Here is a 23824-nt window from a genome sequence, read left to right as displayed (position 1 = left end):
TTCCCTATATTTTTTCAATAAAAAATCCCGATGAAAAGACATCAGGATTTTTTGGGTTTATAAAAATGAATGATAAGATTTCAATGAAACTCATATCTTATAATCCATAACTCATCACTACAATTAGCTTCTTCTGCTCATTAAAATTCTCAAAATATACCAGAACAGCAACATAACAGAAGCAAAAAGCTGTAAAGAAGCTCCTACATACTGACCTGTTGTATATACATTTTTCAGCTTACTTGTTTCATACAAAATACTTGCTGAAGCCAAAATTACCATCCCGACAGAAAACCAAAGTCCTAAGTTGAATCCGAAAATCGCTCCGGCAACAATTAATCCTAACGAAAGGAAACCTCCGATAATAATGATGTTTCTTAAAAAAGAAAAATCCTTTTTGGAAGTAAAAGCCACCAGAGATAATCCTGCAAACATGGCAATAGTAAGCATTGCAGCCTGAAAGATTACTGCTCCTCCACCTGAATATCCTATCGCGATATACAAGATAGGAAGGAAAATTACTGCTTCAAACACAATATAAAATCCTAATCCTAAATATTGGGTTGAACGACTTTGAGACATCGACCATTTATTCGCTAAAAAAGAAGCCAGCCAAAAGACACCGATAATTAATAACCAAGTGTAACTTGTTTTAAACATCATAGCAATAAGTTCCACAGGAACCACCTTTAGCAATACAGTTTCTACTCCAATAAACGCAAGAATAGATAAAGCAACGTGTAAATACGTTTTTTTGTAAAAATCCGCTTGTTCTATCTCTGAAGAATGAGCGACTAGTGCATCTGTCATCATAGTTAATGTTTTTTGTGTAATTTTAAATATATTTATTTCTTAAAAGGTTTTACCCCAAGAATCTTCCCGCTTTCTTCAAATACCACAGTTACCAGTTCTGCCGGAACTGCAGATTTATCATCAGAATATTTGTACTGAATCATAGGATACGAGCTTCCGTCAATCATAGGTTTGTATCCTGATTTAAATACTTCCAGCGTTTTGTTAAAGTGAATATCCGTAGAAAGCTTTTGATATACTTTATCCGTTACAATCTCTTTTGCCTTTGCAGATAACAATTCGTCAGAAACTTTACGGTCAGAAGTTTTTAAAGCTGCTAAGAATTTTAAAAAGTTAGTATTATAAGAGCTAATTTGATTTTTACTTAATTCTATAAGCTTTTCCTTTTGATCACCTTTTTCCACCTTCAGGCTTGTCACCTTTTGTGAAAATCCAAGCTGCATCATGAAAACAGCAAATACCAGAAATATTTTTTTCATATACTATTGTTGATTTGATCAATTCAAGGGATGAATATACAAAGAATTAAATAACTTCTAAAAACTTCATCGTATCCACATTATCAGCATATGTGTTTAATCCCGGATTTTGAGCCTCTCCCAGTTGAACGGAATCCAACCCTAATTCATCTTTTGCCACTACACACTGAATATTTTCTTCATTCTCTGCAATAAATTTTTTAACATCATCTAAAGAAGAATATCGGCTGAAATTAATCACAGAAAGCGGACTGAATAATTTGTCATCTTCTTTCAGCATCACAAAATTATTGTCCAGGAATTTTTCCTGATTTAAAAGATAAACCGCTCTGTTATAATCATAATTGTTTGCATACTTATTATGATTAATTACATCCTGGAAGTTTAAGAAATTCTCAAAAACTCTGTCGATTACAAAATCCTGAGGAATAAATAATCGGGTTACATTTCTGCATCCCAATCCGAAATACTGAAAAATATCTTTTGCCAGTAACTGCAATTCTTCATCCGTTTCATCCCCTTTCAAAACAGCAATTGAGGTTCTGTTTTTTCTGATGATATTTAAACGGTCTTTAAAATAATATTCAAGATATCTTGCCGTATTATTGCTTCCTGTAGCAATGACAGCATCAAAATTTTCTAATTTTTCAACAAATTCAAACGAGACGTTTCCTTCAGAAAAATCATTCCATTTCTTCAGTAAAAACGGAATCATGTATCTGTCTTTTGACGAAAGCTTAATGACCGGAATATGATTGCTCAATACTACAGAAATCACATCATGAAGTCCTACCAGAGGAATATTTCCTGCCAAGATCAACCCTACTCTTTTCGATGTTTTAGAGGCAGTATATTCTTTAAGCCAATTCTTTATGTTTTCTTCAGTCAATAAATCCGCCCACTGCTGTAAGGCAAATTTGTGGTTTCCCATCGTGAACCATGGATTTTCTATTTCAGACTTTTTCAACAATAACTCAAAATCCACATCATTATCATTATAATCTTCCGATTTCTTTGATAAAAACTCTTTCAGATATCCACTAAGTCTTATAAGTCCTAAAACTTGATTTTCAATATTCATAATTTCTTTTAAATTGGGGAATATTTTGTAATTTTGTGCAAATTTAAAAAAAATTAGCGATGGCTATTAAAATAACTGATGAATGCATTAATTGCGGAGCCTGCGAACCAGAATGTCCAAACAATGCAATTTATGAAGGAGCAGTAGATTGGAAAGCTTCCGAAGGTACTGGACTAAAAGGTACCATTACATTGCCATCAGGTCTTACAGTAGATGCAGATGCACCACAGGAGCCTGTAAGTGATGATGTTTATTTCATTGTAACCGATAAGTGTACAGAATGTAAAGGCTTCCATGAAGAGCCACAGTGTGCAGCAGTTTGCCCTGTAGATTGCTGTGTTCCGGATGAGGACCATGTAGAATCTGAAGAAGCACTGCTAAATAAAAAAGCATTCTTACACGGAGAATAAAAACTGCCGTCTCATTCATTATGAGACGGTTTTTTATATAAAATAATTCATATTTTTTTAATAAGGAACTAAAAATGAAGCTGTAAGAAGATTTTTTTTACAGAAAATCCAAAAATAATAAATACTATGAGTAAAAAGCACAACTTTAGCGCAGGACCATGTATCTTACCTCAGGAAGTTTTCGAAAAATCGGCACAGGCGATTTTAGATTTTAATGGAATCGGATTATCACTTCTTGAAATTTCGCACAGAAGCAAAGATTTCGTTGCGGTAATGGACGAAGCTCGTGCTATCGTAAAAAGACTGATGAATTTAGGAGATGATTACGAAGTTTTATATTTAGGAGGAGGGGCAAGTCTTCAGTTTGCTATGGTGCCTTACAATCTGATGAAAGTTGGCGGAAAAGCGGCTTATTTGGATACAGGAACTTGGGCTGCAGGAGCTATTAAAGAAGCTAAAAAAGTAGGAACTGTAGATGTTGTAGGTTCTTCAAAAGAAGAAAACTACTCTTTCATTCCTAAAGATTATACAGTAGGTTCAGCATACGATTATTTTCACTGTACTTCAAACAATACGATCTACGGAACTCAGATGAAATCTTTCCCTGAAGTAGATACTTTGATGGTTTGCGACATGAGTTCAGATATTTTCTCAAGACAACTGGATTTCTCCAAATTTGATTTAATCTATGCCGGAGCTCAGAAAAACATGGGACCTGCAGGAGTAACTTTAGTAGTGATAAAAAAAGAAATTTTAGGAAAGACAGGAAGAGAGAATATGTTCTCAATTCTTGATTACTCTCAGCATATTGCTAAAGAATCCATGTACAATACTCCACCGGTTTTCCCAGTGTATGCTTCTTTGCTTACTTTACAACACTTAGAAAACAACGGAGGAATTGCAGCTGCTGAAGCAAGAAATGAAGCAAAAGCAAAATTATTGTATGACGAAATCGACAGCAATCCTTTATTTGAAACATTCTGTGTAAAAGAAGACCGTTCATTAATGAATGTTTCTTTCAAAATTACAGACGATAGTAAAAAAGAAGAATTCGACAATGCATGGAAAGCAGCCGGAATCAGCGGATTAAACGGGCACAGAAGTTTGGGAGGTTACAGAGCAAGTCTATATAATGCTTTACCTATCGAAAGTGTACAGGTTTTGGTAGATGTGATGAAATCTATAAAATAAATAAAATATTAATAATCAAACATTTAAATACTAATTAAGTGTTATTTTAAATTTTCTTAATTTGCACAGCTATTTAAATTTTTAATAATTCACTATTTGAATATTTAAATTAATATAAAAACCATGAGAGTTTTAGCTAACGACGGTATTTCGAAAGCAGGAGAACAGGCATTGAAAGATGCGGGAATTGAAGTCTTGGACAACAGGGTTGCACAAGACCACATAATCAATTTCATCAACGAAAATAACGTAGACGTTCTTTTGGTAAGAAGTGCTACGAAAGTAAGGCAGGATCTTATAGACGCATGTCCGAATCTGAAAATTATCGGAAGAGGAGGCATCGGAATGGATAATATTGACGTGGAATACGCTATTGAAAAAGGGAAATATATCATCAATACACCGACCGCATCCTCAAAATCGGTTGCTGAATTGGTTTTCGGCCACTTCTTGTCTCTGGCAAGATTTCTTCACGAATCCAACAGATTGATGCCATTGGAAGGAGATACCCACTTCAATGCGATGAAGAAATCGTTCAGTAATGCGTATGAGCTTTCAGGAAAAACTCTAGGAGTGATTGGTTTTGGAAGTATTGGTCAGGAAGTGGTGAAAATAGGAATCTCTTTAGGAATGAAAGTGAAGGTCTTAACAAGAAAACCTCAAACTGAAATTCTTAGTTTAAATTTCTTCGATGGACAAGCGGTGAAATTTGAGATTACTTCCAGCAATGATATGGATGCTTTCTTAAAAGAAGCTGATTTCATAAGCATCAATACTCCACAGACGAACGAATATATTATAGATGCACCACAATTTGAAAAAATGAAAGATGGGGTCTATATTGTAAATACTGCAAGAGGCGGTGTCCTTAATGAAGTGGCATTGATCGATTTCATAGAATCTGAAAAAGTGGCAGGAGCTGCTTTGGATGTTTTTGAAAACGAACCCAATCCGGAATTACCTTTATTGATGAATCCTGCGCTGTCGCTTTCCCCTCACGTAGGAGGAAACACAGTCGATGCTCAGGAAAAAATAGGACTCGAACTTGCAGAGCAAATTATTAAGCTAAAAAACGAACTATAAAAGAAAATATGCCTGTTTTTAAACCATTTCGTGGAATAAGACCTCATAAAGATTATGAATCGACTTTTCCTACTCATCCTTTAGACAATTTTACCCAATCTGAAATTGCTGAAAAAGCACAGGTTGAAAATACTTATATCAATATGATAAAACCATATGTTGTAAGTAAATCCAAAGATGTCGACAGGAATCTTAGGAAAATAAGAACTACTTTTGAAGAGCTTCTGAACGAGAAAGTCCTGGTACAGGATAGTTCGGCTTATTATCTTTATGAGCAGATATATCCTAACAAACAGGTATTCAGAGGACTTTTAGGTTTAAGCAGTGTTGAAGATTTCTGGAGCGGGAAAATCAAAAGACACGAAAGTACCATTCCGCAGAAAAAAGAAAAACTGGCACATTATCTTGAAAAAGTAAATATTCAGGCAGAACCGGTATTGCTGACCTATCCTTCCAATTCAAAAATAGAATTATTGATGAATCATGAAGAGAAAAATGTTCCTATTTTCAATCATATAGACAGCATCGGAATACGTCACAAAATCTGGAGGATCGACAACCGTCTGAAATTACAGCAATTCAAAGAAGTTATTGATCAGATTGATGCTTTTTACATTGCAGACGGACACCACAGGATCGGGTCTACTGCGTTGAATGCAAAACGCCTGAAAGACAAAAACAAGAAACACAACGGAACAGAAGCTTATAACTTTGTGTATAGTTTTATTGTTTCCAATCAGTCTATTAAAATTCATGATTACAACAGGATTGTAACTGATCTTAATGGTTTGAGCAGTGAAGAGTTTTTAGCTAAAATTGAAAAGTATTTTTTAATTCACGAAAAAGAAGAAACACCGTACTACCCTTCCCAGAAATTCCACATTTCGATGTATCTTGACGGTAAGTTTTACTCTCTTCACGTAAAGCACGACCTTCGTTCTCAGGAAATGTCTTTAGACAATCTTGACCATCATCTTTTGGATAAATACATCATCAAAGATATTCTTAACATCCAGGATTCTGACAGCTCAGATAAAATTTCTTATATAAAAGGAACTTCAAATATTGAAGGGATTAAATTACTGAAAGAAAGTATTGACAACGGTGAAGGTAAAGTTGGTTTCGGGATCTATCCTGTAAGCTTTAATGATATGATCAAAATTTCAGATCTTAAACTGAGCATGCCGCCAAAATGTACCTTTATAGAACCTAAACTGGTGACTGCGTTATTAATGTATGACATGAAGCCTTAATTCACATTTTTTTATTTATTTTTATGCTTTGAAAAGAAATAGGTCAGTATAAAAATGAAGAAATCATTACTTATCATATTTCCACTCTTTTTGAGTGGATTTTTATTTTCTCAAAAGAAGCCGGTAAAAAAAACGGCTCCTACTCCTAAATATAATTATCATACCGAGTTCAAAAGAATCTCGGATGAAATTATGACCAACGGAACGGCCTATGATAATCTTGGTGAAATTACAAAAGGGATAGGACCGCGCTTCAGTGCCACTCCCGGATACGCAAAAGCGGTAGACTGGGCCGAAAAACAGTTCAAGAAAATCGGAATAGAAACAGTCTGGAAACAGGATGCAAAAGCCCCTGTCTGGATCAGAGGAAGAGAATCTCTACAGATAAAAGCATCCAACGGGGAATGGAAAAGTATTAAAATGCTTTCTTTCGGAAATTCTGAAGGAACCGGAGGAAAAGATCTTACCGGTGAAATTGTTCTGATCAATACTACAGGTGAGCTCAATTCTATATCTATCGGGCAGTTAAAAGACAAAATCGTTTTCGTAAATCTTCCGCTGGATCCGAAAATCATCAATACCAGCGATTCGTATTTAATTACGGCAAAATCAAAATTAATTTCAGCTTCTGTGATTGCCAAAACAGGCGCAAAAGCTTTGATCATAAGATCATTAACAACAGCGTACAATGATACTCCTCATGCTAAAATGGTGTACTATGAACCGGATGATAAAGCCAGAATCCCGTCTCTATCAATTGGAACAAAATCTGCAGATGAGCTTGAAGCATTATTAAAAAAGCAAAAAGTTACGGCAAAGATCAATATGTCTGCTGAATCAAAAGGCGAAACGGTCAATCCGAATGTTATTGCCGAGATTCCCGGTAAAAAAGACTCTAAGATTATTCTTTTAGGAGCCCAATTGGATTCCTGGGATTTCGGAGAAGGCGCGATTGACGACGGTACCGGTGTGGCACAGTGTATTGAAGTTTTAAGAACATTGAAAGCTCTTGGCTATGAAAATAATCACACCATACGTGTGGTTTTATATTCCAACAGTGAAAATGGCGGACAAGGGCGCGAAATATATGCCTCTTATGTCAAAAAGAAAGAAGAGAAACATATATTTGCTTTAGGAACTGATGCAGGAGGATATTCTCCGAGAGGTTTTTCATTAGATATGTCACCGCAAAGAAGAAGGCAGATCTTCGAATGGAAAAACTACTTCCTTCCTTACGGTGTTTATGATTTTGACCAGACAGATGCCATTCAGGATATTTCTCCGCTGAAAAAACTGGATGTTCCTTTGGCAGAGCTTGTCGTAGACACCCAAAGATATTTTGACTACCACCACTCTGTTCAGGATACTTATGATAAAGTAAATAAACGCGAGCTTCTTTTAGGCTCTATTGTGATGACCCAAATGGTACTGATGATTGATCAAAACTGGTAACATCCTAAAAAATGAAAACTGAAAAATTTTTATTGAGAAGAATAGCAGCTGCTTCAGTTGATTATTTTATCATTCTTTCCATTACATCTATCTATATTCTTTTATTTGGAGAGTTGAATTCAGATGGTGAATATTCAGTAAATGGGATTAAAGTAATTCCTGTATTTCTTTTTTGGTTCCTCTATCTGTGTGTGATAGAAACTACGCTGGGCTCTACATTGGGAAATTACTTATTTAGTTTAAAGCCTGTTGACGAAAATACTTTAGTAACCATAAGCTTAAAGCAGTCGTTTTTAAGACATATAGTAGATCCGATTGATATGTTCTTTTTTGGACTTGTAGCTATCATTATCATCTTAAATTCACAGGAAAGTAAAAGACTTGGGGATCTACTTGCAAAAACTAAAGTGGTAAGAATTTAATTACCTTTATACATCAAATAGATAAAAAATAACTTGGCAACCATAATTACTATGAAACGACTTCATGTGTTAGCAGCAACTATATTTTTAAGCCTGAATACTTTTGGACAAACCAAAGAAGATTCAATCCAATTCAATAAGATTTCAACAGAAATTTTAAATAACGGCAAAGCTTACAATGAACTCAGAGATTTAACCAAAAACATCGGACACCGCTTGAGTGGTTCTGCAGCCTATGAAAAAGCTGTTCAATGGGCCGCTCAGCAGCTTCGTGATGCAGGAGCAGATAAGGTCTGGCTGCAGGAAGTGATGATTCCGGTTTGGGAAAGAGGAAAAGAGTCTTTGCAGATCAAGACCAATACAGGAAAATGGAAAAGTTTAAAAATGCTTTCTTTAGGAAATTCGGAAGGAACCGGCGGTAAAGATATTTCTGGAGAAATTATCATGGTCAAATCTTTGGATGAGTATGAAAAGTTACCTGCAGAAAAGGTAAAAGACAAAATTGTTTTCTTCAACTATCCGTTTAGTCAGTCTTATATCGAAACATTCAAAGGATACAGTGACGCCGCAAAGTACAGAGTGAATGCAGCTTCTTTAACGGCTAAGAAAGGAGGAAAATTTGCCATTATCAGATCTCTTTCATCAGCTTTTGATGACGTACCTCATACCGGAGCAATGCGTTACGAAAATGATCACAAAATCCCTGCGGTTGCTATCGGAAGCTCTGTTGCTGATGAACTTGAAATTCTTTTAAAATCTCAGAAAGTCACTGCAAAATTAAACTCCAACTGCGGGATGAAAGGTGAAAAACTCTCCCACTCCGTGATCGGTGAAATCACAGGTAAAAAAGATAAAAGCGTAATCGTTGTTGGCGGTCATTTAGATTCCTGGGATGTCGGTGAAGGAGCTCATGATGACGGAACCGGAATTGTTCAGAGTATTGAAGTATTAAGAACATTCAAAAAACTGGGGATTCAAAATAATCATACCATCCGTGTAGTTTGTTTCGCTAATGAAGAGAATGGCGTAAAGGGAGGAATACAGTATGGAAAAACAGCTAAAGAAAACGACGAAAAGCATCTTTTTGCCATAGAATCTGATGCAGGTGGATTTACCCCACGAGGAATTGCCTTGGAAATGGATGAAACGAAAAGAAAACAGATCCAAAGCTGGAAACCTCTGTTTCTTCCTTACGGAGCTTATGATTTTGAAAATAAATATTCTGGGACAGACATTTATCCTCTGAAAGATATGGGAGTTCCTGCCGTAGAGCTTGTACCGGATTCCCAAAGATATTTTGACATTCACCATACCGAAGAAGATACCTTCGAGAAAATCAACAGAAGAGAACTTCTTCTTGGCGCTACGGTAATGACGCAACTTATTTATATGGTTGATAAAAACTGGTAAGAAAAACAAACCCTCTGAAATATAATTTACAGAGGTATTTATTCATTTCAATTCCTTATTATCAATAATAAGTACAAAATTAAAATCGACACGCTTCTCATCCACTATTGAGAAGCGTGTCATTTTTTTTAAGAAGCATCTCATAAGGTAATAGGAAGCTTCTCCTTCTGATGCATCAAAACCATTTACATTATTTTCTATGCTACTGAACAAAGCATAAAAAAGAGCTCAGGAAATCCTGAACTCTTTTTATTCTATAATGAGTAAAGATAAAAGAATCCTTACACGATTTCGCTTGTTAATTCCCTTGAAAGTAATTTTTCGTGCATAGGCTTCAAAAGATCTAATGAGCCTGTTTTCACAGTACATTTGCCCTTGAAATGGACTAACATTGTACATTGCTCGGCTTGCTCCAACGTATGTTTACAAATTTCGATCAGAGAATCTATAACGTAATCAAAAGTGTGTATATCATCATTATGTAATACAAGTTTGTATACTTCATCTAAATCATCCAATACAAGTACTTCTTCTTCATACTGGCGTTTCGGGTTTTCGTAATCTTTTATATGGTTATGAAAAAACATATTCCTAAATTTTAAACTTCACCTAATTTATCTGCCAGTTCATTGGTATTATTGGGTCTTTCATACACCAATTCCACAAGCTCGACACTTTTATTATTCATTTTCAAAATTTTGAAATGATAATCATCAAGATCAAACTCCTGGTTCTCTTCCGGGATGTCTGCCAATGCATGAAGAATAAACCCTGCCAATGTATTGTACTCGCTTTCTTCGGAAGGAGGTAATTTTTTAGGTAAAAACTCGTTGATCTCTTCTAAAGGCTGAGTTGCCTGAACCCAATAAATGTCGTCTCCTATTTTATCTACCACTTTTTCTTCATCATCCTCTTCATCCTGAATTTCTCCAACAAGTTCTTCCAAAATATCTTCAAGCGTAATGATTCCTTCAGTTCCTCCGAATTCATCGATTACGATTGCTAAATGCTGTTTTTTCTGCTGGAAAATCTTCAATAAATCTGATATCTTCTTACTTCCCACCACAAAGAACGCATCACGCATCAGTTCTTTAAGGTCTTCGTGATTCAGTTCCCCTTTTCTCTTTACAAATTCTCTGATGATCTCTTTAGTATATAAAATACCCACAATATTATCTATGGAATCTTCATACACAGGAATACGGGAATATCCGCTATCCATAATTTTGTTGATGATTTCAGTGATATCTTCTTCAAAGTCAATAGAGGTAATATTCTGTCTCGGAACCATGATCTGTTTTGCAGAGTGATCTGTGAAATCAAATGCATTTTTAATGATCTCATAGTTTTCTTCTTCAATTTCTCCGCTGTCAGCACTTTGCTTTACCAAAAGCTGCAATTCTTCTGTAGAGTGAATCTCCTGCTCTGAAGCGGGATGTATTTTTACGATTCTTAAGAAAGAATTCGACATAGAGTTCATCAACCAGATAAATGGTTTGAAAACAGTGTAAAAAACTCTCAAAGGCACAGCAGTTGCCATTGTAGTTGCTTCCGATTTTCTGATCGCAATTGATTTAGGAATAAGCTCTCCAAAAACAATATGCATAATCGTAATTAAAATAAAGCTAATCACTAAAGAAACCGAAGTAATTGATGATTCACTAAGATTAATACTAAGAGAATCAAAAATATTGGCAATAATATGATGCAATGCACTTTCTCCTACCCAACCTAAAGCCAGGGAAGCTAGTGTAATTCCCAATTGGGTTGCAGATAAATATTCATCAAGATGTTTGATGATGTGTTCTGCCTGTTTTGCCATAGAGTTACCTTCTGCGGCTTTTAGCTGTATTTGTGAATAACGAACTTTAACAATTGAAAATTCAGCGGCTACGAAAAAGCCATTAAGTAAAACAAGTAATAAGGCCAACAAAAGCCTGACTATGTCCGAATCCATTTAGAAATTAATATAAATTTATCATACAAAGATATACAAAATAATACAATTAAAGCTCTTGTATTTCTTATAAACCTTAAAAGCACTGCATACACTGATTTTCTTACGTACTGAAATACAATCATATAATTCAGTTTATTTTCATTATCGTGAAGCTTTCAGCACTTAGAAACAGACAAAAGGACCAGCTACAAAGTGTAAGCAGCTGATCCTTTTTAAAAATAAATTGAAGAAACTATATTATTTCTATGTGGTTTGGTGATTGATTTCTTCTTTATTCCATCGAGTTACAACCAGTTTTAAAGCTGTGTTTAACTCTTATTTTACTTCTACAAATTTACGGGATAAGTGAAAAACAGCATATCCGTAAAACAACCCTTTTTTATACGGGTGAATTCCCCGAAAACAAAGAAAGCATCGAATATCTTCGATGCTTTCTTTAGTATATTTTATAAATACTTTTGTATGTATTAATTCTTTAAAGCTTCAGCTCCAGAAACGATCTCAAGGATCTCGTTTGTAATAGCAGCCTGTCTCGCTTTATTATAGAAAATCACAAGATCATTTTTCAATGCCTGTGCATTATCTGTTGCTTTATGCATTGCTGTCATTCTCGCACCGTGTTCAGAGGCTACAGAATCTAAAACTGCTTTGAACACCTGAGTTTTAATTGATTTTGGAATCAAATTATCTAAAATCTCATTTTTGTTAGGTTCAAAGATATAATCAGTTTCTACTTCTGATTTTTCTGTTTCAGGCATTGAAATCGGAAGAAGCTGTTCTGCAGTTACTTCTTGCAATGCAGCATTTACAAATTTATTATAAATCAAATAAACTTCATCAAACTTACCGTCTCTGAAACTTTTCATTACCCCTTCAGTAACATTCGCAATTCTGTCAAATGTAAGATTATCAAATACTGCACTTTCGTTAGAAAATACTTTTCTGCTTCTTCTTACCGCATCAAAAGCTTTTTTACCAATGGTAAGAACCTCAATTTCGTGCTGAGAATTATTCTGAAACTGGATATTAAGCTCTTTTACGATTGATGAGTTGAAAGCACCTGCCAAACCTCTGTTGGAAGTTACAGCAATGAAAAGAACTCTCTTCACCTCTCTTTTCTGAGCATAAATAGAAACCTGATCAGGATCTGAACTTGAATTTACATTCTGGATGATCTCCTGAAGTTTTTCAGAATATGGTCTCAACATTACGATAGCATCTTGTGCCTTCTTTAGCTTCGCTGCCGAAACCATTTTCATAGCACGTGTAATTTGCATCGTAGATGAAATTGAACTGATTCTACTTCGTATTTCTTTTAAGTTTGCCATTAAATTAGGTTCAAAGTTTAAAGTCTAAAGTTTAAGGTTTACAACTTTGAAATTCTAAACCTTAAACATTGAATTTTTAATTAGTTATATTTAGAAGCTAAATCATTAGCTGCCTGCTTAAGAACTCCTGTAATATCGTTATCGATTTTTCCAGCTTTGATAGCAGCCATTGTATCTGGGTGCTTAGATCTTAGGAATTCGATATACTCGTGTTGGAATTCTTTTACTTTGTTCAAAGGAATATGTCTCAATAAGTTCTCAGTTCCTGCATAGATAATAGCAACCTGGCTGTCTACAGGAAGTGGAGAGTTTACTGGCTGCTTAAGGATCTCAACGTTTCTTTCTCCTTTAGAGATAACTGCTAAAGTAGAAGCATCTAGATCTGAACCGAATTTAGCAAACGCCTCTAGTTCTTTATACTGAGCCTGGTCTAATTTAAGAGTACCAGAAACTTTTTTCATTGATTTAATCTGAGCGTTACCTCCTACTCTTGATACAGAGATACCAACGTTGATCGCCGGACGAACCCCTGAGTTGAATAGATCAGACTCCAAGAAGATCTGTCCGTCTGTAATAGAGATTACGTTTGTAGGGATGTACGCAGAAACGTCACCTGCCTGAGTTTCAATAATTGGAAGTGCCGTTAATGAACCACCACCTTTTACGATTGGTCTTAAAGACTCAGGTAAATCGTTCATTTGGCTAGCGATATTGTCATCAGCGATAACTTTTGCAGCTCTTTCCAATAGTCTTGAGTGAAGATAGAAAACGTCTCCAGGATAAGCCTCACGTCCCGGTGGTCTTCTCAATAGTAGAGAAAGCTCACGGTAAGCAACTGCTTGTTTAGATAAATCATCATAAACGATCAAAGCTGGTCTACCGCTGTCTCTGAAGAACTCTCCGATAGAAGCTCCTGCCATAGCAGAATATACCTGCATTGGAACTGGATCTGATGCATTAGCAGCAACGATTACCGTGTATGCTAAAGCTCCTTTATCAGAAAGAGTTTTAACGATTTGTGCTACTGTAGACGCTTTTTGTCCGATAGCAACATATATACAATATACTGGTTTACCAGCATCAAAGAATTCTTTTTGGTTGATGATCGTATCGATCGCAACAGTAGTTTTACCTGTTTGTCTGTCACCAATGATAAGCTCTCTTTGTCCTCTTCCTACAGGGATCATAGAGTCGATTGCAACGATACCTGTTTGTAAAGGTTCAGTTACTGGCTGTCTGAAGATAACTCCAGGCGCTTTTCTTTCCAATGGCATTTCGTATAATTCCCCAGTAATAGGACCTTTACCATCGATAGGGTTACCAAGAGTATCTACTACTCTTCCTAACATCCCTTCTCCTACTTTGATAGAAGAAATTCTGTTTGTTCTTGTTACTGTATCTCCTTCTTTTACTAATTTACTTTCACCAAGCAAAGCAACACCTACGTTGTCTTCTTCAAGGTTTAGTACAATACCTTCTACATCACTAGAAAATTTCACCAACTCTCCATATTGTACGTTTTCTAACCCGTATACACGAGCGATACCATCACCGATGGTTAAAACTGTACCTACTTCCTCAACGTTTGATTGAGTATCGAAGTTGGCCAATTGCTGTTTTAAGATCGCAGATACTTCTGCCGGATTTATTTCTGCCATTGTATGGTTGTTTTTTTCTTAATTTAATTGAAAACCTTTTTTAACTTGGTTAAGTTTAGTTTTTACAGATGCATCGATCTGCTGATCTCCTACTCTTAAAATATATCCTCCTAAAATTTCAGGATTGATAATTTTTTTTAAATCGAAGTTTTCGCTTGTGTTTACAAGATTACTTGATTTTAGGATCTCTTCAATATTTGCATTCGATATTTCTGTAGCAGTAGTAAGAGTAAGTCTCTGTATACCGTTAATATCTTCAACTTTATTGATAAATTCCTGAGCGATATTTTTCAATTGAGATTCACGACCTTGCTTAATCACCAATTTAATTAGGTTTTGAGAAGATTGTGATAATCCTTTAAAAATTTCTGAGGCTACTTCAATTTTCTTTTTAGAATCGATGTAAGGAGTAAGGAAGAATTTATTCAAATCTTTAGATTCAATCATTACTTTTACTACATCTTTCATTTCAGAAAATACAGTAGCTGTTTGGCTTGTTTCGTTTGTGAAATCAAGTAAACCTTGTGCGTATCTTTTAGCTACTTTAGATGTAAGCATTCTTAGTTAAGATTTGATTTGTTTAAATAATTCTGAACCAACTCATTTTGAGCTTCGCTGTTGTCTAATTTCTGTTTAAGGATAGATTCTGCAATATTCACAGACATTGTACCAATTTGAGCTTTAATATCTGCCATGGCAGCATTTTTCTCTGCATTGATAGTTTGTTTAGCAGCTTCAATCATTTTATCTCCTTCAGATTTTGCAGCATCTTTAGCTTCACCTACGATTCTATCTTTAATCTCTCTAGCTTCTTTAAGAATAGCATCTCTTTCAACTTTTGCTTCACGAATTACTCTTTCATTATCTGCTTTAAGCTCTTCCATTTCTTTTTTAGCCAATTTAGCCTGGTTTAATGCATCAACTATAGAAGTTTCTCTGTCATTAACGGCATTAACGATTGGTTTCCAAGCGAATTTTGCAAGAAGAAATAATAGGATAACAAAAGTAAGGGTCATCCAAAACAAAAGTCCAATTCCAGGTTCTATAATTCCCATATCTGTAAATTCTTTTTTAAGTGTTATTTTATGGATTGTTTTTAAAATTCTTAGCAGCAGCCAACCGCTTCACTGCTAAGAATATTTTTTGAGGATAGATTACTTGATGAAAGCACCAAAGATAATCGCGATAAGACCAGCACCTTCGATAAGACCTGCAGCAATAAGCATTGCTCCTTGAATCTTACCAGCTTGCTCTGGCTGTCTAGCGATAGCATCCATTGCGTGACCTCCGATTTTACCGATTCCTAGACCTACACCTAGTACTGCTAAACCGATACCTACGTAAACTAAACCTGCTCCAGTTGACATGTCCATAATAAATAAATTATATTAGTTAAAAATTATTTTAAATATTTTTCTTTTAATTAGTGAGCGTGCTCTTCATGACCATGCTCGTGCTCTGCAACAGCAATTCCAATAAACAATGCAGATAATACTGTAAAGATATATGCTTGTAATGCTGCTACTAATAATTCCAGTACTGAAACAAACAATGCCAATGGTACAGATGCAAATCCTAAGAACGGAGACTTGAAAATGAAGATCAATGAAATAATCGCCAAAATCATAATGTGTCCCGCTGTAACGTTAGCAAAAAGTCGCATCATTAAAGCGAAAGGCTTTGTAAAGATCCCGATAATCTCAATTGGAACCATAATAGGATACAATAAGATTGGAACCGGTGGCATAAAGATATGTTTCCAGTAATCTTTGTTAGCACTGAACAATGTAATTAATAAAGTGATGATTGCCAAAACCGCTGTGATTGCAATATTACCTGTAAGGTTAGCTCCAAACGGGAAGAAAGGAATCAAACCGAATAAGTTATTGAACCAGATAAAGAAAAATGCAGTTAATAAATAAGGCATATATCTTTTATATTTAACTGATCCAATGTTTGGAATAGCCACTTCATCTCTGATAAATACAATTACAGGCTCTAATAATTTACCCGCTCCTTTTGGTAATTGAGATTTCTTATAATTTCTTGCCATTCCTATGAAAATCACTGCCATAAAAATCACTGACAAAAACATCGAGGCTGTGTTTTTAGTAACTGAAAGATCAAAGAATACTTCGTTTGACTTTTGTTTTCCGCTAATAATAGAGAACAATGTTGCTTTCTGAACTCCTTTAGTAGAAACTACCTGCCCCTCTTCTAAAGTATACCCGTCACGTTCATTACCGTGAGCAATACTCTTTGAAAGAAAAGTGTGCCAACCTTCATTATCTTTAATAATTACCGGTAATGGAACAGATACGTGATGCTCTTCACCGTTATCATCTTTTGTAGTCCATAAATGCCATTCATTAGAATCACCAATGTGTTCCATGATCATTTTGGTCGCATTGAAGCCCTTCTCCGCCTCTTTGTTCTCTACTTTTTCAGCTGATTTTTCACCTTCAGACTCATGTTGTGCACTGGCAAAAACACCAATAAACACAAATAAAAATGCGAAAAATAATGAAGAAATTTTTCTGTTCATATCTCTTTTTTAATCGTGTGCAAATATATCGATTTTATTAAACTTTACCAATATTAAAAATTGATTTTTATCATCAAAAAAATCAAGATTTGTTAATGAGTTTTATTATAAGAAAATATATAAAGAATGAAGCTACTATAAAGCAAACAGCTATAAATAGAAAATTTTCTGTTGTTTTCTCTATTAATAGTAAAGAAATAGCAAGCCAGACAATATCCTTTGAGATATTTATGACAAGAAATTTCATTCCAGCATCTGATTGAGTATACAAATACTTTTTAAATATCATATAAACAATGCTATTTAAAGCCACAATCAGTAATATAATAATCAAACAATCCTTGAAATTCATTTTGCAAAAATAGAATTATAATTCTGAAACGAAAATCTCAATACCTTATATAATATATATTATTAAAAATTCCCTATTTTTGCACACTTATAATTTACAATCAATATGTTTAATAGTTTACAGGATAAATTAGACAAAGCGCTTCATAACATTTCAGGACGTGGAAAAATCACGGAAATCAATGTTGCCGAGACCGTAAAAGAAATTCGTAGAGCATTGGTGGACGCCGATGTTAATTATAAAGTTGCAAAAGATCTTACTAAAAGAGTTCAGGATAAAGCTTTAGGACAGGATGTTCTTACCTCCCTTACTCCGGGACAATTGATGACCAAAATTGTTCATGATGAATTGGTAGATCTAATGGGAGGTTCTCAGGAAGGAATCAACCTTTCAGGAAAACCATCTGTAATTCTTATCGCAGGTCTTCAGGGTTCAGGTAAGACAACTTTCTCAGGAAAATTAGCCAATTATTTAAAAACAAAAAGAAATAAAAAACCTCTTTTAGTTGCTTGTGACGTTTATCGTCCGGCTGCGATTGACCAGCTTAAAGTTTTAGGCGGACAAATCGGGGTTCCTGTTTTCACGGAAGAAGGTTCTATGGATCCTTCAAGTATCTCTCAGAATGCCATTAATTTTGCTAAATCTAATGGTCATGACGTTGTGATCGTCGATACTGCAGGTCGTTTGGCGATTGATGAGCAGATGATGAAGGAAATTAAAACCGTTCACTCTGTTATTATGCCTAATGAAACCCTTTTCGTTGTTGACTCAATGACAGGTCAGGATGCTGTAAATACAGCAAAAGCGTTCAACGAAGCTTTGAATTTCGACGGGGTTGTTTTAACTAAGTTAGATGGTGATACTCGTGGTGGAGCTGCTTTAACGATTCGTTCAGTAGTTGAAAAACCAATTAAATTCATCTCTACTGGCGAGAAAATGGAAGCTTTAGATCTTTTCTACCCAGAAAGGATGGCAGACAGAATCCTGGGAATGGGAGACGTTGTTTCCTTAGTAGAAAGAGCTCAGGAACAGTTTGACGAAGAGGAAGCAAAAAAACTTCATAAGAAAATCGCTAAAAACGAATTTGGTTTTGACGATTTCTTAAAACAAATCAATCAGATCAAGAAAATGGGTAACATGAAAGATTTGATGGGAATGATTCCTGGAGTTGGAAAAGCAATCAAAGATGTTGAAATCAGCGATGATGCATTTAAACACATCGAAGCAATCATCTACTCTATGACTCCAGAAGAAAGAAGAAGACCTTCTATTATCAATACGCAAAGAAAAAACAGAATTGCAAGAGGTGCCGGAAGAAAAATTGAGGATGTAAACCAATTGATGAAGCAATTCGACCAAATGGGTAAAATGATGAAGATGATGCAGGGACCTCAAGGAAAGCAAATGATGCAGATGATGAGCAAAATGCCAAATATGCCGGGAATGGGCGGAATGTTTGGAAAATAAACTAAGCGAGATTCTTTAAAATATAAAAACCGACTCAAAATTGAGTCGGTTTTCTTGTTTTTCAACTAAAAAGTCTGATTATTTATCTCCTTTTTGAGCCTTAGCTTTGATGAAATAAGAAAAACCTACATTTACACCGAAAGTATTTACAGTATTCTTAAACTCTGTTCCAAAATAAGTTTCTTTGTTAGAAAACTGATCAAAAGAAACTCCTAGGTTAATTCCTAAAGACTGAGTAGCCATGTAAGTTACCCCCCCTTTTACTTTCCAAGCTAAACCGTCAGCTGTATACTCATCTGAGCTTCCTGAATAAGTTTCCTTTGTTTTATTGGACGCATACCCAATACCTGCTCCTAAGAAAGGAACCAATTTGCTGCTGTTTGCAAAATAATAAGTGGCAGTTGGCATTACAGAAAAACTTGAAATTGTAGACTTGTCACCATCATCTTTTGTTGTAACACTTGTAAAACCTAAGTCGATACCTACTGCCAATTTATCAATTACAAAATATCCAGCAGAAGGAGTAATAGAGAATGTGCTCACTTTTGGTCCGTCATAGCTTTGTCCATCTGCTTTAGTTTTAGTATCAATGCTGTTGAAACCCATACCGGTATTTCCACTGATTACCCAGTCTCCTTTAGTCATTTGTGCGTTAGAAAGTCCGAAAAGTGCAACTGCACCAGCTAATAATAGTTTTTTCATGTTATTTAATTTAAAAAATTATAGTTTATATTTAAGTTGATTTATTTAGTAAAAACATATTTCACTCCAAAAGTGATTGAAGATAAGTTCAAGCCGAAACTATAACTATTCAAAGCTTTAGCACCCTCGTCTTTATATTTAAAATTCTTATATCCAAACTCCCCTATCGTCGCTTCAATAGACCAGTTTTTATTTATAAAATAATCAAATCCTGGCTTTACATTGACTCCGATAGAGGTATATTTTCTCTCAGCAGATAGAGTCTGCTGACCAAAGTATCCGGATACTTCATCCACATATGTAGCCAATGCATCCTCATTCAATTTCCCAAACTCCATCGGGATTTCAAGCTGTCCAAAAATGTATAAATTGTTCGATAAAGTCCAGTATTTTCTTACAAAAGGAGCCACCACAACAGCTTTTCTTTCTCCTGTATAGTTAACAAACGTAGCAGAAGAACCACTCCTGTATATTTCATTGTATTCTTCCTTTTTATTTGTAATCCCTAATCCGGTTCCTACCGCTAGGTTTTTAGCAACAAACAACCCTGCTGTAGGGTTTATTTTAAAATCTTTAATGATGGAAGTAGCGTTTTTATTCTCTTCTTTACTGTAGCTTATCTGTCCTGAAACATACACTGTTCCTGTTTTAATCTGGGCATTAGAAAGTCCGAAAAGTGCAATAGCACTACCAAAAATAAGTTTTTTCATGTCTAGTTTTTATGATGATAAAAAAGCCCTAAGAGAACTTAGGACTTTTATTTTTAATGCTTTTAGCTTAAATTATTTAGCGAAAACATACTTAACTCCGAAAGTTACAGAAGATAAGTTCAAACCGAAGTTGAAGTTATCAGTACTTTTATCAAGATCTTTGTACTTGAAGTTGTTGTATCCGAACTCACCAATTGTAGCTTCGATAGACCAGTTCTTGTTTAAGAAATAATCTAAACCTGGTTTCACGTTTACTCCAATTGAAGTGTATTTGTTTTCAGTATTATACTGAGAAGCTGTACCGCTGTATTCGCTTTTTTCTTTACCGAAAGCCATTGGAACTTCTAATTGTCCGAAGATGTATAATTTATCTCCTAAAGTCCAGTATTTTCTCACGAAAGGCTTTACTACGAATGCATCATCAGAAATTTTAGTTTCAACAGTAGAGATTGGGCTAGTTGAAGTGTTTGTAGCAGTTGTATATCCAACTCCTAGTCCTACAGCTAGGTTAGTCCCAACAAAATATCCTACAGTAGGAGTAATTGTAAATTTCTCTACTTTTGAATCAGTGTTGTTATCCTGAGTTGAAGAATAGTTTACAACACCTGATAAATATGTAGTACCTTTAGCAATCTGAGCATTAGATAGACCGAAAAGTGCAATAGCACTTGCTAATAATAATTTTTTCATTTTAATAATTTTAATACTTTCTGAGTACAAATTTATACTGGTCTACTCTAATATTAAAATTTGTTAATGTGATTAATATCATTGTTAAAATTTGTCATTTTCCCAAAATAAATCACACCAAACAAAGCTTTTTCATTTTTTCACAATTTTTTGAATAAAAAAACAACAATTTGATAACCAGAAAAGAAAAAAGATTATTTTTCGTGATTTTCAGGCCTGTAAAAAGCAGATATAGCTACATATTTTATCAAATTATGTATAATAAATTAATATATGATTCAATTAATCAAAAAAACAAATATTATTTTTCCTAAATAGTGTTTATAATTAAATTACATTTAATGGTAAAAAGTAAAAAACTCCAGCTTTATAGCTGGAGTTCATTATAATTATTTCTTAATTTCTTATTTCAAGAAGAAATTCACACCGAAATTAACGGCACCAAAATTATATCTGTTATCATCATACCAGTAGTAGCCTCCATGATTTTTATATCGGCTGCTGATATTTTGGAATCCTAAATAGAGTTCCACATTTTTCATTTGGTATCCTACTCTTGGTGCAATATATAAACCACTATTGATATAATCTTTAGTAGAAATAGCTGCTCCTAAATCCAACCCTACAAAAAGTGGGATTTTAGCAAATTTATATTTCCCTGAAGCTGCAATAGGAATAAATCCGAAATCATCTACGTTATCTTTCCCGAAAAAATGAGAATATCCTGTAGTAGCACCAATATCTAAACCTTTAGTAATATTCCACATATATGCTGCATCTACACCTACTGTAACACTAGCTGCATCTGAAGCATCACCTAGCGGAGCACCAACATGACCTCCTAGTCTGAAACCTTCTTGTGCATGAGCCATACCACCAAAAAGTGCAAAAGCCCCTAGTAATAATAATCTTTTCATTGTTTAAAATTTAAAATGTTGTTAAAAAACTAGGTATGCAAACTCAGTGCCGTTCATGAAAAAAGCAGGAATTTTATCCTGCTTTATTTTTATATAAGTAGAGAGAAATATTAGTTCCCTCCAAATTTGAACCCAACTCCAATTTGAGCAAAACTATTCGTTACTTTTCCTCCGCTTCCGTCATTAGAAAGGTTTGATACCCCTAAGCTGTATCTTCCATCGATGAAGAATCCGTTCTCAAACATATACTCTACTCCTACAAATGGAGCGATATTTAGTTTTTTGATATCATTTTTAATATCTACTTCTCCAGAATCTCCTTCAATTTCCATATCGGCAAAATCAGAACCAATTACGGTCTTTTGCTTAGCAGAAAGAATAACTCCGAAGTTAGCACCTGCAGCAATTGAGAAACCTTCTGAAATAAAATATTTTGCAGAAATAGGGACCAATAATGTTCCTAAATTAACCTTAGTCTGCTCACCTACGAACATAATTCCGGCATTTATTCCATCAATCTTTTCTTTTGCCCCAAGCGGAGAATATAAAACTTCTGCCTGAAATCCAAAATTATCATTGATTTTATATTCTGCCATACCTCCAATGTAAAAAGTATATTTGGGATCCATATTTCTTTTTCCCAAATTATCCTGATTTTCATCAATTTTCATTGTTGACATTGCAAAACCAACTTTTGGCCCGAATCTGAATTCCTGTGCGTAAACACTACTTCCCATGACAGCAACTGCTGCAATAAGTAAAAGTTTTTTCATGATATATTTGTTTTTTCTAAAAATTAGCGAGCAAATATATCACTTTTTACGAATTTAACAACAATCTCCGAAATTTCACAGAAAATTAATCTCTTTGCCTCTTGTCTTCTTCGTTATATGCTAAAATAATCTTCTTAACAACAGGATGTCTTACAACATCTTCTTCTGTCAAATGAACAAAACCTATTTCTTTAACATCTTTCAGAATTCTCATAGCTTCTTTCAGACCAGATTGCTGTTTTGGTGGTAAATCGATCTGGCTTGGATCTCCTGTAATGATAAACTTAGCATTCATCCCCATTCTCGTTAAAAACATTTTCATCTGAGAATGGGTCGTATTTTGCGCTTCATCAAGAATTACAAAAGCATCATCCAACGTTCTCCCTCTCATAAAAGCCAACGGCGCTACCTCAATTACTTTTTTCTCAATAAAGCCTTCTAGTTTTTCATGAGGAATCATATCTCGAAGAGCATCATAAAGTGGTGCCATATAAGGATCTAACTTTTCTTTCATATCACCCGGTAAAAATCCTAAGCTCTCCCCTGCTTCTACAGCCGGTCTGGTCAATATAATTCTTTTTACCGCTTTATCTCTTAAAGCTCTTGCTGCCAAAGCGACACTGGTATAAGTCTTTCCTGTTCCTGCAGGTCCGATCGCAAAAACCATATCTTTTTTCTCAGTCTCTTTTACTAATTTTTTAAGATTGGTTGTTTTCGCTTTAATGACTTTACCATTTACCCCTTTTACGATGATATCCTGATCAAAAACAAGTTGCTTTTCATTTTCATCTTTTAAATTGAGGATATTTTCAACGTCTTTAAGTTCAATAGAGTTGTTTTTTGAGATAAACTTAACAATATCATCAAGCTTCTGTTTAAATATATCTAAAGCTTCCTGATTCCCCATCGCAAAGATAAAGTGATCTCTTCCTGTAATTTTAAGGGTAGGAAAACTTGATTTTATTAAATTGAAAAATTGGTTATTAACTCCGTAGAAGATTTTCATGTCGATATCTTCCAAATCATATGTCAATTCAAACATGCAGTATTTTTATTTTTAGATTTTAAATGTAAAGCTTTTTTTGAAATTTTTATCAAATTCTTTTCTAGAATATTTCGGGCTTTCTT

Annotated in this window: 25 protein-coding genes; 8 read left to right on the top strand and 17 right to left on the bottom strand. The window is 34.7% G+C overall.

What is annotated here, in order from left to right:
• Positions 1–123: 123 nt before the first annotated feature.
• The 3 genes from JI747_RS03165 to JI747_RS03155 are packed head-to-tail and all read right to left on the bottom strand — an operon-like array spanning position 124 to position 2373.
• Positions 124–813, bottom strand: coding sequence for a Bax inhibitor-1/YccA family protein (locus tag JI747_RS03165; protein WP_225686231.1), 690 nt, complete (start codon positions 811–813; stop codon positions 124–126).
• Positions 814–845: 32 nt separating this feature from the next.
• Entirely contained in the window at positions 846–1292 is a 447-nt protein-coding gene (locus tag JI747_RS03160) for a peptidylprolyl isomerase (protein WP_225686230.1), read from the bottom strand.
• A 46-nt stretch (positions 1293–1338) separates the two neighbouring features.
• Complete coding sequence (locus JI747_RS03155; RefSeq protein WP_225686229.1) at positions 1339–2373, bottom strand: acyl-CoA reductase; 1035 nt, start codon at positions 2371–2373, stop codon at positions 1339–1341.
• 59 nt (positions 2374–2432) lie between these two features.
• Here JI747_RS03155 and JI747_RS03150 point away from each other — a divergent pair, with 59 nt between their 5' ends.
• The 7 genes from JI747_RS03150 to JI747_RS03120 all read left to right on the top strand — a co-directional run bounded on the left by JI747_RS03150 (position 2433) and on the right by JI747_RS03120 (position 9594).
• Positions 2433–2783 (top strand): 4Fe-4S binding protein, encoded by a 351-nt coding sequence (locus JI747_RS03150; RefSeq protein ID WP_225686228.1) that lies wholly within the window; start codon positions 2433–2435, stop codon positions 2781–2783.
• Positions 2784–2909: 126 nt separating this feature from the next.
• Positions 2910–3974 carry a 3-phosphoserine/phosphohydroxythreonine transaminase gene (gene serC / locus JI747_RS03145; protein ID WP_225686227.1) on the top strand — a complete coding sequence of 355 codons (1065 nt, stop codon included), beginning with the start codon at positions 2910–2912 and terminating at the stop codon, positions 3972–3974.
• A 123-nt stretch (positions 3975–4097) separates the two neighbouring features.
• Positions 4098–5057 (top strand): D-2-hydroxyacid dehydrogenase, encoded by a 960-nt coding sequence (locus tag JI747_RS03140; protein ID WP_225686225.1) that lies wholly within the window; start codon positions 4098–4100, stop codon positions 5055–5057.
• An 8-nt stretch (positions 5058–5065) separates the two neighbouring features.
• Positions 5066–6310: a DUF1015 domain-containing protein gene (locus JI747_RS03135; protein ID WP_225686224.1), complete on the top strand. Its 1245-nt coding sequence runs from the start codon at positions 5066–5068 to the stop codon at positions 6308–6310.
• 54 nt (positions 6311–6364) lie between these two features.
• A complete protein-coding gene (locus JI747_RS03130) occupies positions 6365–7762 on the top strand; it encodes a M28 family peptidase (protein ID WP_225686223.1) in 1398 nt (465 codons plus the stop codon).
• Positions 7763–7773: 11 nt separating this feature from the next.
• Positions 7774–8184, top strand: a complete 411-nt coding sequence (locus tag JI747_RS03125) for an RDD family protein (protein ID WP_225686222.1) — start codon at positions 7774–7776, stop codon at positions 8182–8184.
• A gap of 51 nt (positions 8185–8235) precedes the next feature.
• Positions 8236–9594 carry a M20/M25/M40 family metallo-hydrolase gene (locus tag JI747_RS03120; protein WP_225686221.1) on the top strand — a complete coding sequence of 453 codons (1359 nt, stop codon included), beginning with the start codon at positions 8236–8238 and terminating at the stop codon, positions 9592–9594.
• Between the two features lie 281 nt (positions 9595–9875).
• On the opposite strand, the gene JI747_RS03115 is transcribed toward JI747_RS03120, so the two are convergent.
• The 8 genes from JI747_RS03115 to atpB form a co-directional block, all read right to left on the bottom strand.
• Complete coding sequence (locus JI747_RS03115; RefSeq protein ID WP_225686220.1) at positions 9876–10181, bottom strand: ATP-dependent Clp protease adaptor ClpS; 306 nt, start codon at positions 10179–10181, stop codon at positions 9876–9878.
• Positions 10182–10192: 11 nt separating this feature from the next.
• Entirely contained in the window at positions 10193–11551 is a 1359-nt protein-coding gene (locus tag JI747_RS03110) for a hemolysin family protein (RefSeq protein ID WP_225686219.1), read from the bottom strand.
• A 470-nt stretch (positions 11552–12021) separates the two neighbouring features.
• Positions 12022–12882 carry an ATP synthase F1 subunit gamma gene (gene atpG / locus JI747_RS03105; RefSeq protein WP_225686217.1) on the bottom strand — a complete coding sequence of 287 codons (861 nt, stop codon included), beginning with the start codon at positions 12880–12882 and terminating at the stop codon, positions 12022–12024.
• An 80-nt stretch (positions 12883–12962) separates the two neighbouring features.
• Positions 12963–14540 (bottom strand): F0F1 ATP synthase subunit alpha, encoded by a 1578-nt coding sequence (gene atpA, locus JI747_RS03100; protein ID WP_225686215.1) that lies wholly within the window; start codon positions 14538–14540, stop codon positions 12963–12965.
• Positions 14541–14558: 18 nt separating this feature from the next.
• Positions 14559–15098 carry an ATP synthase F1 subunit delta gene (gene atpH / locus JI747_RS03095; protein WP_225686213.1) on the bottom strand — a complete coding sequence of 180 codons (540 nt, stop codon included), beginning with the start codon at positions 15096–15098 and terminating at the stop codon, positions 14559–14561.
• A 2-nt stretch (positions 15099–15100) separates the two neighbouring features.
• Positions 15101–15595 (bottom strand): F0F1 ATP synthase subunit B, encoded by a 495-nt coding sequence (locus JI747_RS03090; protein WP_225686211.1) that lies wholly within the window; start codon positions 15593–15595, stop codon positions 15101–15103.
• A gap of 99 nt (positions 15596–15694) precedes the next feature.
• On the bottom strand, positions 15695–15913 hold the full coding sequence (locus tag JI747_RS03085) for an ATP synthase F0 subunit C (protein WP_056031560.1): 219 nt from the start codon (positions 15911–15913) through the stop codon (positions 15695–15697).
• A 50-nt stretch (positions 15914–15963) separates the two neighbouring features.
• Complete coding sequence (gene atpB, locus JI747_RS03080) at positions 15964–17085, bottom strand: F0F1 ATP synthase subunit A (RefSeq protein WP_225686210.1); 1122 nt, start codon at positions 17083–17085, stop codon at positions 15964–15966.
• 457 nt (positions 17086–17542) lie between these two features.
• Here atpB and ffh point away from each other — a divergent pair, with 457 nt between their 5' ends.
• On the top strand, positions 17543–18904 hold the full coding sequence (gene ffh, locus JI747_RS03075) for a signal recognition particle protein (protein WP_225686209.1): 1362 nt from the start codon (positions 17543–17545) through the stop codon (positions 18902–18904).
• 78 nt (positions 18905–18982) lie between these two features.
• On the opposite strand, the gene JI747_RS03070 is transcribed toward ffh, so the two are convergent.
• The 6 genes from JI747_RS03070 to JI747_RS03045 all read right to left on the bottom strand — a co-directional run bounded on the left by JI747_RS03070 (position 18983) and on the right by JI747_RS03045 (position 23738).
• Positions 18983–19606, bottom strand: a complete 624-nt coding sequence (locus tag JI747_RS03070) for an outer membrane protein (protein WP_225686208.1) — start codon at positions 19604–19606, stop codon at positions 18983–18985.
• 41 nt (positions 19607–19647) lie between these two features.
• Positions 19648–20316, bottom strand: a complete 669-nt coding sequence (locus JI747_RS03065) for an outer membrane beta-barrel protein (RefSeq protein WP_225686207.1) — start codon at positions 20314–20316, stop codon at positions 19648–19650.
• A gap of 72 nt (positions 20317–20388) precedes the next feature.
• Complete coding sequence (locus JI747_RS03060; RefSeq protein ID WP_225686206.1) at positions 20389–21006, bottom strand: outer membrane beta-barrel protein; 618 nt, start codon at positions 21004–21006, stop codon at positions 20389–20391.
• A 404-nt stretch (positions 21007–21410) separates the two neighbouring features.
• The gene (locus tag JI747_RS03055; RefSeq protein ID WP_225686205.1) at positions 21411–21923 is read right to left on the bottom strand and encodes a hypothetical protein; all 513 of its coding nucleotides are present in this window, start codon (positions 21921–21923) and stop codon (positions 21411–21413) included.
• A 110-nt stretch (positions 21924–22033) separates the two neighbouring features.
• Complete coding sequence (locus tag JI747_RS03050; RefSeq protein WP_225686203.1) at positions 22034–22696, bottom strand: porin family protein; 663 nt, start codon at positions 22694–22696, stop codon at positions 22034–22036.
• An 85-nt stretch (positions 22697–22781) separates the two neighbouring features.
• Positions 22782–23738 (bottom strand): PhoH family protein, encoded by a 957-nt coding sequence (locus JI747_RS03045; protein WP_225686201.1) that lies wholly within the window; start codon positions 23736–23738, stop codon positions 22782–22784.
• Positions 23739–23824 lie beyond the last annotated feature (86 nt).

Source organism: Chryseobacterium tagetis (genome assembly GCF_016735585.2).
GTDB classification, from domain to species: domain Bacteria; phylum Bacteroidota; class Bacteroidia; order Flavobacteriales; family Weeksellaceae; genus Chryseobacterium; species Chryseobacterium tagetis.
This window is presented reverse-complemented; position numbering and strand designations above follow the sequence as displayed.